We start from the raw sequence: 16581 nt of genomic DNA, 5'->3' as shown, positions 1-16581 counted from the left end.
GAACAAGTCATTCAGCGTTTTATTATTTTTTCAAAATTTATCCGGGAACTGTTTAATTATCCCTTCAGATAATGCATCAGCCAAGTGAAAAATATGGGCCCTGCCTTTATCAAAGGAATCGATATTTTGCACCCAATCTTTCTGGATACGGGCTACTGCTTCTTTTGTGACGAAACCAAGGTGCATATAAAGAAGTTCCTTTAACTCTTTTTGAGACCACTCAGGGTTTACAGATATCAAGAGTGCGGTGATGTCATCTGCATTTCGATACCATTCTTTATTTAGTCTTTCAACTTCTTTTTGGTTTCCTGCTTTTGCAGCTTCTACGATCTTTCCGGCAATGACAATATGTTCCGTCAATAAATCAGCCAGCTGATTGCCAGCTTTCTCCCCATAGAGCGGTTTGATGGCATTACCGATTTCCTTTTGGTTTTGAAGGAGTCTTTCAAGTACTTTATCTTTATCTCCCAAACCGTCAACGGCACTGACAATATAGTTATGGGTCCAAATGACGTGGTCGTTCCAAAGGAGACGCATATCCTCTTTCAGCTTTTGAGCACCGGGGCTCACACACTCTTTATTGACAGCCTGAGTTTTAGGGAGGTTGGGGGACAACGTTAAACTTAAAAGAATAGCAATTAAAACAATGAGGTACTTTTTCACTTTTATCCACTCCTAATCTGTATTTAATTTTATTCTTTACTAAAATAAGAAGTTCATTCTAAGTTGCTGCGGAAGATTTCTTCTCCAGGATTATTGGCCGAAATGTGGGGAAATGACTATTTTTTAAAAAAGAATATGCTTGTCTGCACACCCGGGGAGGGTTGTACATATAGTGAAGTAGAGAAACAAACAAATCGGTAAAAATGAAATGCGGCTCTTCCGAAAAGCGGCTTTCATAAAATCCTTTAGTCACCGTGAAAAGAAAGCCTCATTCGTTTTTACCCATGAACAAGTTTTCTCGTCTATATACTTCCGCCGTATAGACAAGAGTACCTCCTTATTTGTTCGTTAGGCAAAAGAGTTTCTGCACTGTCAGGAGCTCTTTTGCCATTTTTGCATTGTCCAGATTTGTTCAACCCCAGCAATTATGGGTAATATAAAAAGACAATACATGCAGAGTGAGGTGAAATAAAATGCAGGCTCCGCTTTCAGAAAACGAATTGACGCTGGAGATCATTCAAAGCTTGAAAGACGGAAAAAGAAGGGTTTTTCTGGATGTCATAGATGAGCTGCAGCCATATGATATGGCACAGCATTATCAACATCTGCCAGCAAAGCATCGGAATAAATTCCTATTATATTTGACCTTGCCTAAACTTAAAGAGCTGATGGAGGAACTGACGAAAGAAGATCAGCTCGAAGTCCTTCAGAAATTGGGGATTGAGAAGTCGACAAAAGTCCTTGATCTAATGGAAAATGATGACTTGACCACACTTTTAGCCGACCTTGATCCAGCACAGATTGAAGAACTGATGTCAGAGATGAAAAAAGAAGAATCGGATATGGTTCAGCACATGATGAAATATCCGGCTGAATCAGCGGGGCGCCTGATGAATAACCGATTCGTATGGATTTCTAAGCATTATACGGTTAGAGATGCGGTTGATAAATTAAAAGATTTCGCCGAGCTTGCAGAATATTTGAACTACCTTTACGTCATAGATGAAGGAAAGAAGCTGGTGGGAGTTGTATCATACAAAGATCTGCTTCTTGGAGAAATGCAGGACAAAATAGAAGATATAATGTTTACAAGGGTGGTTAAGGTTGATGTCCTTACGGATCAGGAGGAAGTCGCAAAGTTGATCAGCCGCTATGATTTCGTATCGATTCCCGTGATTGAAGACAATGATAAATTGATGGGTGTCATTACCGTCGATGATATCATCGACGTCGTGATCCAGGAAGCCAACGAAGATATCGAAAAACTCTCAGCTTCCGGAAAAGCGATTGATTTTAATACAAAACCGCTTGTTGCTGCCTACAGAAGACTGCCATGGCTCATTCTGCTGCTATTAATCGGGCTTGTATCAGGCAGCATAATAGACGGCTTTTCCACAACGTTGCAGTCAGCCGTCGCGCTTGCATTTTTTATGCCTATGATCGCGGGGATGACAGGAAATACAGGAACGCAGTCGCTTGCAGTAGTGGTAAGGGGGTTAGTGGTTCAAGATCTGGATATAAAGCAAGTGGTGAAGCTTATATTACGTGAATTATGGGTAGGTATCATCATAGGGCTTACTTGTGCTATTTTAATCTCTGTCATTGCGTTTATATGGCAGGGCAGCTTGATCCTTGGGATTGTCGTGGGCAGTTCACTGTTAATCACCCTAATAATCGGTACACTTGCAGGAATAATCATTCCGCTTGTCCTATACAAGTTCAATATAGATCCCGCGGTTGCTTCGGGACCCCTTATTACAACGATAAATGATATCTTTTCCCTTCTTGTGTATTTTGGTATAGCAAATATGTTCATTACAAAGTTGTCCTAACTGAAAACCGCCGCATTGCTGTTTGCAATGCGGCGGTTTAAATTTATGATCTTACTTCTAATGGCTGATTTTTAAGATATCGTTCTATGCTGCCTGCCAACTCATTTATATCTGTAAAATTCTCTACTTGTTGTGTATCCAAATAAGTCAGCAAGAACGTTTCAGAGTCAAAGTGGTAAATAACAGACAGTATCGGCGTCTTGGTTGTGGAGTGGAACGTATGAATGATCTCACTCTCTTTGAAGTCCACTTGAGTTTTCAGCATTCGTACAATCGTATCGAATGACATAAAACGTCTCCCTTCTACATTATAGAGGGATTGACTAAACACAGTCTCGTAGACCCAAAATAATTTATTCTTGATTAAGTATTCATTATATCATAAAATAGATTATTTAGATACCTGTTTAGTAGTATTGAATATATATTTCAATACCTGCGGGCTCGCCTCTTCCATATTACCTTCTCTTTAAGAAATTGTATAAAGCATGAATCCTCCCTTTTACATTCTATATTCCCTGGATTGCGCATATAGTGAATTAGTAAATCTTATAAGCATAGGAGTTCATTCATGGCGTACAAATCCAGAAAAGATGGCACCTTACCCTTACTAGTATTCGTGACTGTTAAATCACTGGCAAGAATGATCGTTCTCGGGATCATCCTCCTGTATGTTTCTGTCTGGCTTATATCCGCCACGGCGATTAAATTGAAAGTGGACACGCTGTTTTACACAACAGTATCTGATATGGTTCCTAAAGAAACACTCTTAAAACTTATCTCGGAAGAAATTACCCCGTTAAGGGTAATGAATGAAGAAGAATTGGAGTCTGATTTTGATTGGCTGGAAAGCGTGACGAACGTCTCGTTGTTTGATCCCCGGAGTTTATTCGGAAGAGAAATACCCGGGATTGAAAATTATCACACACAAATTGCGGTGGCGGGGAAAGGGACGGATATTACAAATCTTCCAGTAGAATCACCTGCACCTACCGATGATCAATTAAAGAATCAGGAAATCGATCAGCACCAGATCGACCGGGCAAACGGCGAAAACGGCGGCGATATCAAAGAAGTCGATAAAAAGTCTGTCTTCATTTATCATTCGCACAGTTGGGAAGCCTTCAGTCCCCTGATAAAAAACAACCAATCAAAGGATCCTGCAAGTACAAATGAAAAAGTAAATGTGTTAGCCATCGGCTCGAAGCTTCAGCAAGAACTCGCCAAAAGAGGGATAGGGGCTGTACAGGATAAAACAGATGCTACACAGGCATTAAAAGATAAAAATTGGACATATTATGAATCGTATAAATTATCCAGAGAACAGGTCCAGGAAGCCCTGGCCGGTAACGGGGACCTCAATTACCTGATTGATATTCACCGGGATTCCCAGCCCCGTGACATTACGACCAAGACAATCAACGGAAAACAGTACGCACGATTGTTTTTTATAGTCGGAAAAGAAAATAAAAATTTTGAAAAAAACCTGGCAATCGCTAAAGAATTGAATAGCGCCCTTGAAGAGAAATATCCGGGGATCAGCCGGGGCGTATTTGTTAAAACAAAAGCTGAGGGGAATGGAGTTTACAATCAGGATCTGACAGAAAGAGCCATGCTCCTCGAATTTGGCGGAGTGGAAAACAACTTAATTGAACTTTACAATTCCACGGAAGCATTTGCTGAAATTTTTGCAAAATATTATAAGCAGGATGTAGTTGAAGTAAACGGATAATATGAAAAAAAGCTGAAGTACCCAGGCATTAAAATCACATATCAAAAGAAGTGCCAAATTAAATTGATTTGGCACTTCTTTTTTGTTTTGAAGGTATTTGCATAATTTCTGCAATAAGTCAGGGAAACCATATTTTATCCGGGTCAACAAGCAAGTAATTCTTTTGAATATGGTAAATTTGTTTAGTTGAGGCAAAACCCGGATAAAGAAGAATGAACGCAAAATATTAAAGGAGGAATTGGAAATGTCACATGAAAAGTATCAATCGTTAGTACAAACATTACATGAATGTATGGAAGCGTGTAACCATTGTTACGATGCTTGTCTTGGAGAAGATGATGTTAAAATGATGGCGGATTGCATCCGCTTGGACCGGGAATGTTCTGACATGTGCGGATTTTTGGAACAAGCTCTTGTAAGAGGGACCCCTTTTGCATCGGAACTTGCTGCAGTTTGCGCAAGTATTTGCGAAGCTTGCGGAAGCGAATGCAAAAAGCATGATCACAATCACTGTCAAAAATGCGCGGATGCCTGCTTCAAATGCGCTGATGAGTGCAGGAAAATCGCATAACCTCTGCTAAATGCAGCAATGCCCATCCTTCTTTATATTCCCGTACGGCAGGATGGGCTTATATATAATGTTAACTTCATTACTCAATACATAAAATCTTCAATAAAAAGTCACAATAATTTACCTATTTGTTTATGATTTCCCAATAAAAAATGGTAGGCTAATGGTATAAAGCTGCATATGGGGTGAAGGATTATGAAGAAGGTTGTTATAGTTGGCGGGGGAGTCACCGGGCTGACAGCATTATATCATTTAGATAAACTAAAAAGAGAACGGAATATGGATATTGAGTTGACATTGATCGAGCGTGATAAGGAGCTCGGCGGTAAAATACAGACAGTGAAGGATCATCCATTCGTCATGGAGACCGGGGCTGATTCAATTGTAGCACGGAATGAAGGGGTCCTACCTTTCGTTGAGGAATTGGAACTTCAAGAGGAGCTTGTTTATAACAAGACAGGTACTTCTTATATCTATACATATGGAAAACTGCACAAAATACCTCAGGATACGATTTTCGGCATTCCCATGAGTGTGGAGTCACTGATGGAGAGTACCCTTATATCAGAGGAGGGAAAGCGAACAGCACTGAAGGATTTGGACATTCCCAATACTACTTTCACTGAAGACAGCTCGATAGGTGAATTTCTGGAAGCTTTTTTCGGAAAGGAGCTTGTGGAGAATCAAATCGCTCCTGTACTGTCGGGTGTCTATTCGGGAAATCTGTATTCCTTGACGATGGCCACCACACTTCCATATCTTCTTGAATATAAAAATCAGTACGGAAGTATTATAAAAGGTCTCGGAGAAAATAGGCATAAGTTCGAAAGTGCCTCAAAGGGAAAATTCATCTCGTTTAAAAATGGCTTATCTGCCCTGATAGATCGGATGGAAGATGTAATTATGGAAGCTGACATCCTTAAGGGAGCTGAACTTATTGATCTGAAACATCTTGAAGATCAGTATGAGCTGACTTTAGCAGACGGGGAAAAAATAAAGTCAGATTATGTGGTGTTTTCAACTTCCCATGATGTTACACAAAAAATAATAAGTGATCCCCAATTGGATTTTCATTTCAATCAATTAAAGAATTCTTCCCTTACCAGCATTTATATTGGATTCAATGTAAAGGATGATCTCCTTCCTGCAGATGGGACAGGGTTCATCACTTCGCATGGAAGCGACGTCCTGTGTGATGCCTGTACTTGGACGAGCCGAAAATGGGAACACACATCGGACGATCATGAACTCCTGGTAAGATTATTTTACAAAAGTTCAAATCCTCATTATGAAGTTTTAAAAGAACTATCTGAAGAGAGTTTTACAAAGACCGCCCTGGAAGATATTTCGAAGAGCCTCGGGATCCAGGCAAGTCCAGTCTCTGTAGTGGTTACGGATTGGCAGGGGCTTATGCCGAACTATCATTTGCAGCACAGCGATGCAGTGGAGGCCCTGCAGAAAACAATACGGGAAAACTACCCAAATGTGCGGCTGGCGGGAGCATCTTACTTTGGAGTGGGGATCGGTGCCTGCATTAAGAATGGAAAACAAACTGCAGAAGCCATTTTTCAAGAAATCACAGGATAATTGAACGAAGGCCTGGATCCCTGTAAAGTTGAAGCTGAATTTTTCATTCGGCCGAAAGAAAATCTCCTGATCGATAAGTTGATAAACACCCTGAATTCACTAAGCATAATCCCTCCTAAATAGAGAAACCTAAGGACAGGAGGGATTACGCATGAAACATGTAAAAGCATTTGCCATAAAATTCACGGCAACGTTTGTCCTTTTATATTTAGTCCTTGGAGGTGTTCAAGGCATCACCTTCGGAGACGTATTCTTGATGTCTTTAGTATTGGGTGCTGCCGCCTACTTGCTTGGAGATTTGTTTCTGCTTCCGAGAACAAGCAACACTGTAGCGTCACTTGCCGATCTGGGGCTGGCTTTCATCCTCATTTACTTTATGAGCGGTGGCATGTCTGACGGAGGTCCATACTTAACAAGGTCGATTCTAGCCGCACTGGCAATTATGGTATTTGAAGTGTTTTTCCATCACTATATCATTCAGAACGTTTTGCCGAAACGGAGAAAAGCAAGGAGAGCCCCGACAAATCTTCGTTATCAAACAGAGGCATCAGAACAGATTCATCCAGAGTTTCCGACCAAGCTCACCGATGAGTTTCACTTGAGAAACAGGGACAAGGAATAATTAGGAACGCACTGGATATCAAATAGATATTCCAGTGCGTTTTAATAATATGCAAAATTATTCATTCTTGGACACATTTGAATTCTTTAAGAAAAAGACTTCGCTTTATCTGCAGTTTCTATCCGCGAAGAAGTGGAAGAGTACAGCATCTGAATGAACCGCCTGATTTAATTATTTCATCAAAATCCACTTCGATCACTTCAAATCCGCGGTCACGAAGTTTTCGATTGACTCCTTTGTTAATGGGAAGGCTGATGACTTTCTTATTCCCTATTGAAAGTACATTCACCCCCATGGTAAATTGTTCTTCACGGCTGACATCAATCAACTCAAAGTGCGATGATAGGCGAGTGATGTCCTCTTTCCGAAGTCCTTCCCGATAAATAAGTGCCTCGTTGTCTGAAACAATATTGAATATACAATCAAGATGTAAAATATCTTCATGTATCGGCAAAGGTATGACATCGCAGTGAGGAAGAGAAGACTGAATCCTTTCAACTGCTTCTGGAGTCGTCCTGTCACTTAGACCGATAAATACCTTATTGCCGTGTACCAGAACATCGCCGCCCTCCGTTTCATCTTCAACTAAATCTATGTATGACATTCCCCGGGCTGACAGCCAGTTTTTCAATTCAATTTCTTCCCCTTGCCTGACGGGCATTTTCATATCTGAAATGAATAAAGTCCTGCCTACCGTAAACCCGATATCCCTGGTGAAGACTTGTTCGGGGAATGTGGATTTGGGAGAGAGGAGGTGGGTCTTGATTTTATTTTTTCCTAATACCTCAAGAAACTTATTGTGCTGTAAGACAGCTTTTTCTACGTCGATGTTCTCCTTATGGTAACGTCTTTGAGTTTCATTAATGACATCTTGTATCTTCATGAATGTCGGCTCGCACAAAATCACTTCTTGTAGAGGAGAAAATTCATTAAGACAATTCAATTGTATTTCTTTCATGGAAACCCTCCTTAAAGGCATTCATTCTTTTTATTCTTTATCATACTCTTATTGAGATATTCCATTCATCATTGGTTTTTCAAACTGACTCTTCCCTTTTCCACCTCTTATTCTTAATGAAGGCAGCAATTGCAATTAAAAAAACCACTATCAGAGATAAGTGAAATCCGGTTCTAATACTCTTTTCCACTATCGTTCCGGTAACCGCAATAAATAGAATGCATAAGCCCAGAATACCGGTCGATTTCACAAGAATCTTTTGATGTAATATCCTGAAAGCGGATAGTATGATGAATGCCCAATTGTAAAGTAGCAGTATTCCTGCGGCCGTTGTGAGATATTCATATACCTTTCCAGGTAATAGCAGCGCTGTGACCACTGAAGCTATAAGTCCCGCAGTCGCCAGTAATAAAGAAGGGAGGGGGAGGTTATTGAAATTCTTAATTTTCTTTTTGAAAATGTCAGGAGCATCTCCATCCTTGGCAAGTGACACTAACAGATTCGTCACAGCGAAGAGAGCCGCGGTTAGAGCTGAGAATCCGGCAATAATGATCGCTCCGTTAAAAATATGCGGAAAAAAAGGAAGGTCATACGGACTCAATGCGGAAACGAAAGGACTTTCTTTCTCATTGAATGCATCCGAAGCGATAAGTAAAAAGGCCAAAGCCAAAGATGTTACATACATGAATGTCAAAATGATCAACATGACATTCCCTGCTTTTTTGATATCATTCCTTCTCTTCAGCTGAAGAGCCATCAACCCTATGACTTCAATCCCTCCATAAGCATATAAAGCATAAATCAATGAGGCCCATAAACCCTTTAATCCCCCTGGAAGTATGGCCGATCTTTGAAGTGTTATATCTGGAATCTCCCCATTCCCCTTGATAACACCAAAGAGAGCAAGGGCTGCCATAACAATGAACATAAAGATGGCAGAAGTTTTAATCACTGCAAATAAATTTTCCGCTTTATCAAAACTATTGGTTCCCAACAGCACGATCAACAGTGAAAATGCACCGTAACCACCTGCAAACACCCAAAGAGGAGTCAATGGGAACCAATATTGAGAGAGAAGAGCCAGTGCTGTAAGCTGACTGCCCATGATAAGTATATTTGACCACCAATACACCCAGCCGCAGCAATATCCTGCCCATTTACCAAACGCTTTGGCAGCATAATAGCAAAATGACCCTTCCTGAGGATCTACTGCAGTCATCGCAGCCAGATGATAATAAACAATATACGTGCAGGCAGCTGCTGCGATGAATGAGAAGACAAAAGAGGGTCCCGCATATCTTATTCCGATCGCAGAACCGAGAAAATATCCGGTCCCTATTGTACAGCCGGCACCGACCAGCGTAAGATGCCACCAGCTCATACTGCCGGTGCCTGGAGTCACAGCATTATCTTCTTTTTTGCTTTTTCCAGAACGCTCTGCCATCAGTGTTCTCCTTTCAAAATTGTTAAACAGTCGCTTCCTTTAAACGGGGTTTTTCTTCTGTCTTGATGAAAAAGTAAACCAATACAGCAACTGCAAGTGATATGATACCTGCTCCGATGAAACTTCCATTAAGAAAACCCTTCATAAAAATCGACATCAATGGAGGGCCGGCAGCTACACCGATAAAGCGTGATGAACTATAGAAGGAAGAAATGGTGCCGCGTTCTTCTTTTTCAATATTCTCCGTGATGATTGCATCTAGTACAGGAAGAAGTGATCCTATTGCAAGACCAAGGAAGCTTGTGACGGCAAGTAGAATGATCAGGCGGCTTTCTGCAAAACCAACAAAAGAAACACTTAGTGCTATGGCAGTCAGGCTCACCATCATGATTTTTTTCATTATTTGAAGATCCCCTTTGATTTTCCGTCCTGTAATGAATGAGGAAATACATAAGGCGAGGAGCGGGATGGCAAGGACAAATCCCTTTTTTACCCCATACAAACTATGTGTCTTTTCAAGTATGTCAGACAGGTAAAACAAAACGGCAAAAAGTACATACATAACGAAGATCCCGATTACAAAAATGGTAAATATCCATTTGCCTTCATTTTTGAAGATTATTTTTGTGTTTTTTATAAACTCTTTTAATAGAGGAGGTTCTTCTTTTTTCTTAGGTATTTTAATGAAAAAAAGAACGAGTAAGATGGAAATCAGACTGAATAGGGAAATTGAAAAAAATGGCAGATACCATAAGAAAGCGGCAAATGCCGCCCCGAGTATGGGACTGAGCACTTTCCCGAAAGTATTCGACGTTTCGATGATTCCAAGGCATGAACTCGTTTTTTCGTCATCATCTTTATAGAGATCCCCGACTAGAGGAAGGATGATAGGTGCAGCACCTGCAGCGCCGATTCCCTGAAGTACACGTCCGATGATGATCCAGGTAAAGGGTTCATTCATCTTCCAAGAGGCATATCCGGCAATAAGCCCCCCGATTAATGCAAATATCAAACTTGGTAAAATCACTATTTTTCTTCCGTAGCGATCGGATAAATAACCGGCCACTGGTATGAGGAAGATGGAAGCGATTGAATAAGAAGTAATGATCATACTTGTTTGGAAGGAAGAAATACCCACTTTCTTTTCAAATATGGGCAGTACAGGAATTAGCATTGAATTGCCCAGTGTCATGACTAATGGGATGGAAGCCATACTGAAAACACACCAATTACTGACTTTGTTCATTTCCTTAGATTTGACGTCCATGCTGCCACCTCTGATAAATTTAATTTACAAACAAAGTATTTGGCCGCGGACCTTAATTCATACACATGCACCTTGGCTAATTAATTCCATTTGATTACAAGTCCGGTGACAAGGAATGGTATTAAAGCACAAGTTTAGTGGAATGAATAAGTGCGGGTGGCCGGCAATTATCTTATATTTATATACATGGAGGCGGACTTTTCATAATGGCACTGAATCTATTTCTGCTTATATTACTAATAGCACTGACTGCATTCTTTGTTGCGACAGAATTTGCAATTGTAAAAGTAAGGACATCGAAAATTGACCAGCTCATAACTGAAGGAAAGAAAGGCGCAATCTCCGCTAAGAAGGTAGTCTCGCATCTTGATGAATACCTTTCTGCTTGTCAACTGGGGATCACTGTCACCGCTTTGGGACTTGGCTGGCTGGGTGAACCCACAATTGAGGCATTGCTGCATCCTATTTTTGAATATTTTCAGTTAAACGAGTCATTGACTGAAATCTTATCATTCGGGATAGCATTTTCCCTGGTTACATTTTTGCATGTAGTTATAGGTGAACTTGCACCGAAGACTGTAGCCATACAAAAAGCAGAAGCGATCACCCTCATTTTTTCGGGTCCGATCATCCTCTTTTATAAAATGATGTTTCCATTTATCTGGCTGTTGAATGGTTCAGCAAGAATGGTTGTAAGAGTATTTGGCATAGAACAGGCATCTGAACATGAATTGGCCCATTCTGAAGAGGAACTTCGGATCCTGCTGTCAGAAAGCTACGAGAGTGGAGAAATCAATAAATCCGAACTTAAATATGTAAATAACATTTTTGAATTTGATGAACGCATTGCACGTGAAATTATGGTACCGAGGACCGAGATGGTGACCATCTCTAAAGATGCGGCATTTGAAGAAGTCAAGCGTATTATATCTTCCGAGCATTACACCCGTTACCCCGTAGTAGAGGATGGGGACAAAGATCATGTACACGGGTTTATCAATGTGAAGGAATTCTTAACTGCAAACATGATGAAGAATTTTGAAGAAGACAGTCTTGAACCATTCATCAATCCTATCATAAGGGTGATTGAAACCATACCCATCCATGACCTGTTGGTCAAAATGCAAAAAGAACGAGTTCATATTGCGCTTCTCCTGGATGAATATGGCGGTACTTCAGGTTTGGTGACGGTTGAGGATATCATTGAAGAAATTGTAGGTGAGATAAGGGATGAATTTGACGAGGATGAAATCCCTGAAATTCAGAAAATAGATGAAAACCATTACATCATCGACGCAAAGCTGCTTCTTCACGAAGTGAATGAACTGCTTGACACGGATATCTATCATGTCAGCATCGATACGATAGGAGGATGGTATCTTGAGGAATGTATGACTCAACAGAATAATGAGATCAAAACAGATAACGGCTTTTTGTTTTCGGTACATGAAGGCGATGGTCATCATATTCATTATTTAGATGTAAAAAGAATTAAATGACAGCAAAAAAGACTTGAATGACTCAAGTCTTTTTGCATTTCCTGAATAATTTATGTGGTTGTAAATGAATATTATCAGATGGTTTTATCTATGAGCATTTCATAATGAGGTGAATTCATATCTTTCATGAACGTATGCAATTCCTCTTTTGTTTTCTTATCGAGGCCTTTATAGATCAGGAAGGCCTTCGTCTTTTCAGAAGTAATCATCTTTCTGTAAAGTTTAGAAATTTTTTTACTCCTGTGGGTGTCCATTCAATCCATCCACTCCTTGATTATTGATTAAGATTATTATAATCATTATAAGCATGTTTTTTCAAGTTATTACACTTTGAAGTTAAAATATTTTAATTTTTTTGAAAATTTAAGTTTATATTCAATTGATCTCGAAACATATTGTGAATAAGACACCGTGAGTTAGTGCAGTAATCAGAGAATTTCGTGCATTTGTATGGTAAAATTTAGTTGGGACATGAATGACAATGTATATACATAGGAGAGGTTATCATGAGTTACTCGACTTGGATCATTATTTGCATCCCTATCATTGCAGGGATTGCGGCAGCCAATAGGGGTAAGAAAAATAATTCATCTGGTGATAAGAAAGTATGAATAAAATCCAACAGCAACTGACAATTAATGAACGTAAAGAAATGCAGAGACTATACAGTTATGTCAAACAGGTAAAAAATCAGATTTCAGCTTCCGCAAGCTCCGTATACATAATCCAGGGAGGTGAAGTGATAGGGGAATGGTATGAAGGAAGGGATCCATATTCATATAGATTAATAGATGAATATACCCGTTTCAATGTTTTTTCCGTACGTAAAAGCTACATCGGCCTTGCAACGGCCATTTTGATTCATGAAGGTAAAATAGATGATATAGATATACCGGTATCTTCTTATCTGGGTGAGAATGAACTTTGGGACGGTATAACGATCCGTCACCTTGTCACCCATACACATGGCCTGAATGACGATCTAACGGAAGTTCTTAACTCAGCTCCACCGGGGACAGTTTGGGACTACAATGGTGCTGGTCTGTCTCTGCTATATAAAATCATTTTGAAAGTATCAGGTTCCACGGTAAGTGAAATACTCAAGGAATATGTGTTTACTCCTCTCCAGTTAAGAGAAACCGGATGGGAATCGGAACCCGGCCCGCACCTCACGGCCGATGTGAACGAACAAAATCAACCAAGTATCCGGCTTGAAGAGCAATCTGGATTTGAAAGAAATTTGTTTGTCAGTTCCAGAGAGCTCGCTCATTGGGGATATTTTCATTTGAAAAAAGGACGAATTGGAAACCAACAAGTTCTTCCCGAAGCGCTTTTTAATATTACGACTTCGATTCAAACCCCATCACAACTAAAAGATGTTCCTCAGAATGGGTTTTTTTGGTTCCGCAATGAGAATGGACTTGAAAAAAGTGAGCTGGGGGAGGAATTACCTTCCGGTTCTTATCAAATTCTTGGTGCATCAGGTTGTACATGCCTGGTCATCCCTAAATACGACGCGGTCGCTGTACGTATGTATAATAAGCGTGGAAATCCACCCGGATACGATTATCTAAGAGATATCAAGCAGTTCGGTAATTTAGTGAATTCAATTTTAGAGGAGGAATGAATCATGACAATTCCTGATCATTTACTGACAACAAAGCGCCTGATATTTCGTGAATTGATGGAAAGTGACTGGAAAGGGGTCCATGAATACGCATCACAAGAAGAGGTTTGCAGATATCAGCCCTGGGGACCGAATACTGCCGAGGACACGATGGCGTTCGTTAGTGAAGTACTGACTGACAATAATAAACATCCGCGGACCAGGTACATGCTTGCTCTTGTGAATAAGATAGATGGCCGCTTGGCAGGAGCCGCGGAACTGAAAATACACGATTTTCACCATCGAAATGGTGAGATTGGGTACATCATTCATCCTGATTACTGGGGTAAAGGCATGGCCACGGAGGCGGCTGAACAGGTGATCAGCATAGGATTTAATCACTTTAATTTACACCGTATACAAGCTACCTGTGATCCCAATAATAAAGCTTCTTACAAAGTATTAGAGAAGATAGGCATGAAAAAGGAAGGGATCCTGCGTGAAAACCTCTTGATCAAAAGCGGTTGGCGGGATTCTGCTGTTTTTAGTGTATTGAAGAGTGAGTATGGGGGTAATTCATCCCTGTAAATCAAAATAACAGATGTGCCTTTATATAATGCAAAAATAATCTGCCGGTTTCCCGGGACCATACAGAAAGCTGTCCAATATGATGGACTTCATGTGTAACAATATGGAAAAGAACTTTTTTTAAAGGAAAGTCATAAGTATTGCCATTCCGTATCGTAACCGACAATGTCTTTTCATTCAGGGCTTACCTATCTTCAATAAATTTATGGTGTTTATTTTAGTTCTATTAGAATAATCATTAATTACTTCCAGAGTTTGAGAATCATTATATTCTTATGGCGCACACGGAGACCCGGATATTTGGCTGATCCATATCCTTTCGCAATTAATCACATGCAGCAGGTTATGCAGTATACAGCCCATACCTCCGATTCGCGGCTTTATTAATTCTTCTTCAGGCAATGACTTAAACCATTTGAACCACTCTTCCCGGACTTGCCAATTATATGAAAATAGATTAATCATAAATTTTGCTCTCCAATTCCATTATAACTCCGGTTCAATAATCGCCTTTATTTTCCATATGAACTATTTTATACTAATATGGAAATTATTCAATCTATTCATTTCGTAAGATGGAGGAGGAATGACCTTGCTTTATGTTGTCAGGCACGGACAGACTGATTTAAACAAAGAAGGACGGCTGCAGGGCAGGAATGGAAAGTCATTAAACCAAGATGGTATTAAGCAGGCAGAAGCATTAAGAGAAGTTTTCACAGATACTGCATTCGACTATGTTTTTTCTTCACCGCAGGAAAGAGCCATTCAGACTGCTGAGATTTCAACAGGTATGAAGCCGATCATTGAGCAGCGACTGGATGTATTTGATTTAGGGGAAGCAGATGGGTTAAGAAAGCAAGAAGTCATGTTAGATGGAATCCTGCCTGACAGAAATGTATATAGCGGAATGGAGGATATCCAGGACTTTTTAAAGAGAATTTTTAGTTTTATGGCGGAGCTACAGAGAAAGCATCCTGACCAAGGAGTGAATATTCTTTTATCCGGCCACAAGTGCACCACAGGAGGAATAGGAGCTTATTTTGAGGGCGTACCTGAAGACCGGAATATCTTAAGGTATTCTTCTGATAATGGAAAATTCAATAAATACAAATTTGTTGAGAGGGGTTAATGTAATGGGACACACCTTATTGAGAGTGGGTACTACCTATATTCCCGTAAGTGAAGTGGAAAAAGCTGTTTCCTGGTATTCAGTGAACCTGGATGCTGTCTTGAAATATAGAGACGAAGAGAAAGCGATTCTTGATTTGGCAAATCACAGCTTGTTCCTTGTTAAATCTAAGGAAGGGGAAACGGCCAACTTTAAGGACCATAATGGGCGTATGAGATTTTCGGTAACCTTTGAAGTAGAAGGCATGGAAGCACTGAATTCGCTTCATGATGAATTTATTCAAAAAGGGGTGACTGTTGGGGAAATAGAGAACAGGGGTCATGCAGGCAGGAATTTTATATTTACAGACCCGGATGGTAACACGTTTGATGTCTGGAGTGAGTTGAGCCCGGCTTTTAAAGAAATGATGATCAAGAAATAACTTAAAAGGGAAAGGACCCTTTATGAAAAATCATTTCGTGAATCAAGTACAATTTCACGCTTCTTATTCGTTATATAAATGAGAACGAAAATAGGAGGATTTTATAAAGAGGTATTTTCGTTTACTGCCGAAGAAACAGCAGGGATGGTTCACACTACAAGGGGAGCGGTATATGCCACAGTAAGGAGAATGAAAAAGGAAATAAAAGAACATCCGCCGCGGGATGAATTTCGAAAAAAAGGTCAACCAATTGATAAGAGCCAGGTGATAGAGGTTTATTTAACCGCCCTAAATGAAGGAAACGTAGAAGGGATCCTAGAGCTGCTCAGTGATACGGCACATAATGAAGCGGGCTTGGGTTTTCAGGAATTCACCAAGTCAGAGATGCGTTCAGGTTCATTGAAGTACGGCCTGCCAGGCTACCGTGCTGAGAGGCAATTGCTTTGGGATAAGGAGGTCATTGTTGTATTTAATGATAATGGCGAGGTACCTGAAATTCACGACATCCAATATCATGAGATCGAGAATGATAAAATTGTCTATCACCGCAGTTATTATTTCCGCAAAGAGTTTATTATGGCTGCTTCAAAAGAACTTGGGTTTAAGCCTCAATTAGATAAACCGGTAGTAAATTGGTAGGTAATAATTGATAGAAAAATAGA

19 protein-coding genes are annotated in these 16581 nt (G+C 40.1%); 11 read left to right on the top strand and 8 right to left on the bottom strand.

The annotated features are described in order from the left end of the window. Positions 1 to 30: 30 nt before the first annotated feature. Positions 31 to 663, bottom strand: coding sequence for a glycosyltransferase (locus tag BHE18_RS05950; protein WP_328585872.1), 633 nt, complete (start codon positions 661 to 663; stop codon positions 31 to 33). A gap of 473 nt (positions 664 to 1136) precedes the next feature. On the opposite strand from BHE18_RS05950, the gene mgtE reads away from it, so the two are divergent. Then, the gene (gene mgtE, locus BHE18_RS05945) at positions 1137 to 2495 is read left to right on the top strand and encodes a magnesium transporter (RefSeq protein WP_071617682.1); all 1359 of its coding nucleotides are present in this window, start codon (positions 1137 to 1139) and stop codon (positions 2493 to 2495) included. Between the two features lie 43 nt (positions 2496 to 2538). Here the strand turns inward: mgtE and BHE18_RS05940 are convergent, their stop codons facing one another. Continuing rightward, entirely contained in the window at positions 2539 to 2784 is a 246-nt protein-coding gene (locus BHE18_RS05940) for a hypothetical protein (RefSeq protein WP_071617681.1), read from the bottom strand. A 282-nt stretch (positions 2785 to 3066) separates the two neighbouring features. Here BHE18_RS05940 and spoIIP point away from each other — a divergent pair, with 282 nt between their 5' ends. The 4 genes from spoIIP (at position 3067) to BHE18_RS05920 (ending at position 7007) form a co-directional block, all read left to right on the top strand. Next, positions 3067 to 4227, top strand: coding sequence for a stage II sporulation protein P (gene spoIIP, locus BHE18_RS05935; protein WP_071617680.1), 1161 nt, complete (start codon positions 3067 to 3069; stop codon positions 4225 to 4227). 244 nt (positions 4228 to 4471) lie between these two features. Beyond that, positions 4472 to 4798 (top strand): four-helix bundle copper-binding protein, encoded by a 327-nt coding sequence (locus BHE18_RS05930; protein WP_071617679.1) that lies wholly within the window; start codon positions 4472 to 4474, stop codon positions 4796 to 4798. Positions 4799 to 4993: 195 nt separating this feature from the next. Continuing rightward, positions 4994 to 6385: a protoporphyrinogen oxidase gene (locus tag BHE18_RS05925; RefSeq protein ID WP_071617678.1), complete on the top strand. Its 1392-nt coding sequence runs from the start codon at positions 4994 to 4996 to the stop codon at positions 6383 to 6385. Between the two features lie 151 nt (positions 6386 to 6536). Then, positions 6537 to 7007, top strand: a complete 471-nt coding sequence (locus BHE18_RS05920) for a YndM family protein (RefSeq protein WP_071617677.1) — start codon at positions 6537 to 6539, stop codon at positions 7005 to 7007. A gap of 118 nt (positions 7008 to 7125) precedes the next feature. On the opposite strand, the gene BHE18_RS05915 is transcribed toward BHE18_RS05920, so the two are convergent. The 3 genes from BHE18_RS05915 to BHE18_RS05905 form a co-directional block, all read right to left on the bottom strand. Beyond that, on the bottom strand, positions 7126 to 7965 hold the full coding sequence (locus tag BHE18_RS05915) for a dimethylarginine dimethylaminohydrolase family protein (protein WP_141771815.1): 840 nt from the start codon (positions 7963 to 7965) through the stop codon (positions 7126 to 7128). Positions 7966 to 8044: 79 nt separating this feature from the next. Next, positions 8045 to 9409: an amino acid permease gene (locus BHE18_RS05910; protein WP_071617675.1), complete on the bottom strand. Its 1365-nt coding sequence runs from the start codon at positions 9407 to 9409 to the stop codon at positions 8045 to 8047. Positions 9410 to 9431: 22 nt separating this feature from the next. Next, positions 9432 to 10676: an MFS transporter gene (locus tag BHE18_RS05905; RefSeq protein WP_071617674.1), complete on the bottom strand. Its 1245-nt coding sequence runs from the start codon at positions 10674 to 10676 to the stop codon at positions 9432 to 9434. Between the two features lie 203 nt (positions 10677 to 10879). Between BHE18_RS05905 and BHE18_RS05900 the strand changes: the two genes are divergently transcribed. Beyond that, complete coding sequence (locus BHE18_RS05900) at positions 10880 to 12175, top strand: hemolysin family protein (protein WP_141771814.1); 1296 nt, start codon at positions 10880 to 10882, stop codon at positions 12173 to 12175. 74 nt (positions 12176 to 12249) lie between these two features. On the opposite strand, the gene BHE18_RS05895 is transcribed toward BHE18_RS05900, so the two are convergent. Next, a complete protein-coding gene (locus tag BHE18_RS05895; RefSeq protein ID WP_071617672.1) occupies positions 12250 to 12429 on the bottom strand; it encodes a hypothetical protein in 180 nt (59 codons plus the stop codon). Between the two features lie 353 nt (positions 12430 to 12782). Between BHE18_RS05895 and BHE18_RS05890 the strand changes: the two genes are divergently transcribed. Both BHE18_RS05890 and BHE18_RS05885 read left to right on the top strand, forming a co-directional pair. Next, positions 12783 to 13802 (top strand): serine hydrolase domain-containing protein, encoded by a 1020-nt coding sequence (locus BHE18_RS05890; RefSeq protein ID WP_071617671.1) that lies wholly within the window; start codon positions 12783 to 12785, stop codon positions 13800 to 13802. 3 nt (positions 13803 to 13805) lie between these two features. Next, complete coding sequence (locus tag BHE18_RS05885; RefSeq protein WP_071617670.1) at positions 13806 to 14369, top strand: GNAT family N-acetyltransferase; 564 nt, start codon at positions 13806 to 13808, stop codon at positions 14367 to 14369. Between the two features lies 1 nt (position 14370). Here BHE18_RS05885 and BHE18_RS23940 read toward each other — a convergent pair whose 3' ends face one another. After that, a complete protein-coding gene (locus BHE18_RS23940; protein WP_171910665.1) occupies positions 14371 to 14535 on the bottom strand; it encodes a DinB family protein in 165 nt (54 codons plus the stop codon). Between the two features lie 107 nt (positions 14536 to 14642). Further along, positions 14643 to 14834, bottom strand: a complete 192-nt coding sequence (locus BHE18_RS23935) for a DinB family protein (protein WP_083573637.1) — start codon at positions 14832 to 14834, stop codon at positions 14643 to 14645. A gap of 127 nt (positions 14835 to 14961) precedes the next feature. Here BHE18_RS23935 and BHE18_RS05875 point away from each other — a divergent pair, with 127 nt between their 5' ends. The 3 genes from BHE18_RS05875 to BHE18_RS05865 all read left to right on the top strand — a co-directional run bounded on the left by BHE18_RS05875 (position 14962) and on the right by BHE18_RS05865 (position 16558). After that, positions 14962 to 15498, top strand: coding sequence for a histidine phosphatase family protein (locus tag BHE18_RS05875; RefSeq protein ID WP_071617669.1), 537 nt, complete (start codon positions 14962 to 14964; stop codon positions 15496 to 15498). Positions 15499 to 15502: 4 nt separating this feature from the next. Next, complete coding sequence (locus tag BHE18_RS05870) at positions 15503 to 15919, top strand: VOC family protein (RefSeq protein WP_071617668.1); 417 nt, start codon at positions 15503 to 15505, stop codon at positions 15917 to 15919. A gap of 189 nt (positions 15920 to 16108) precedes the next feature. Continuing rightward, on the top strand, positions 16109 to 16558 hold the full coding sequence (locus tag BHE18_RS05865) for a hypothetical protein (RefSeq protein ID WP_071617667.1): 450 nt from the start codon (positions 16109 to 16111) through the stop codon (positions 16556 to 16558). Positions 16559 to 16581: the final 23 nt, after the last annotated feature.

This window comes from Rossellomorea aquimaris, from assembly GCF_001877785.1.
GTDB lineage: Bacteria > Bacillota > Bacilli > Bacillales > Bacillaceae_B > Rossellomorea > Rossellomorea aquimaris_A.
The sequence above is the reverse complement of the archived record's forward strand: the minus strand, read 5'-3'. Positions and strand labels throughout refer to the sequence as shown.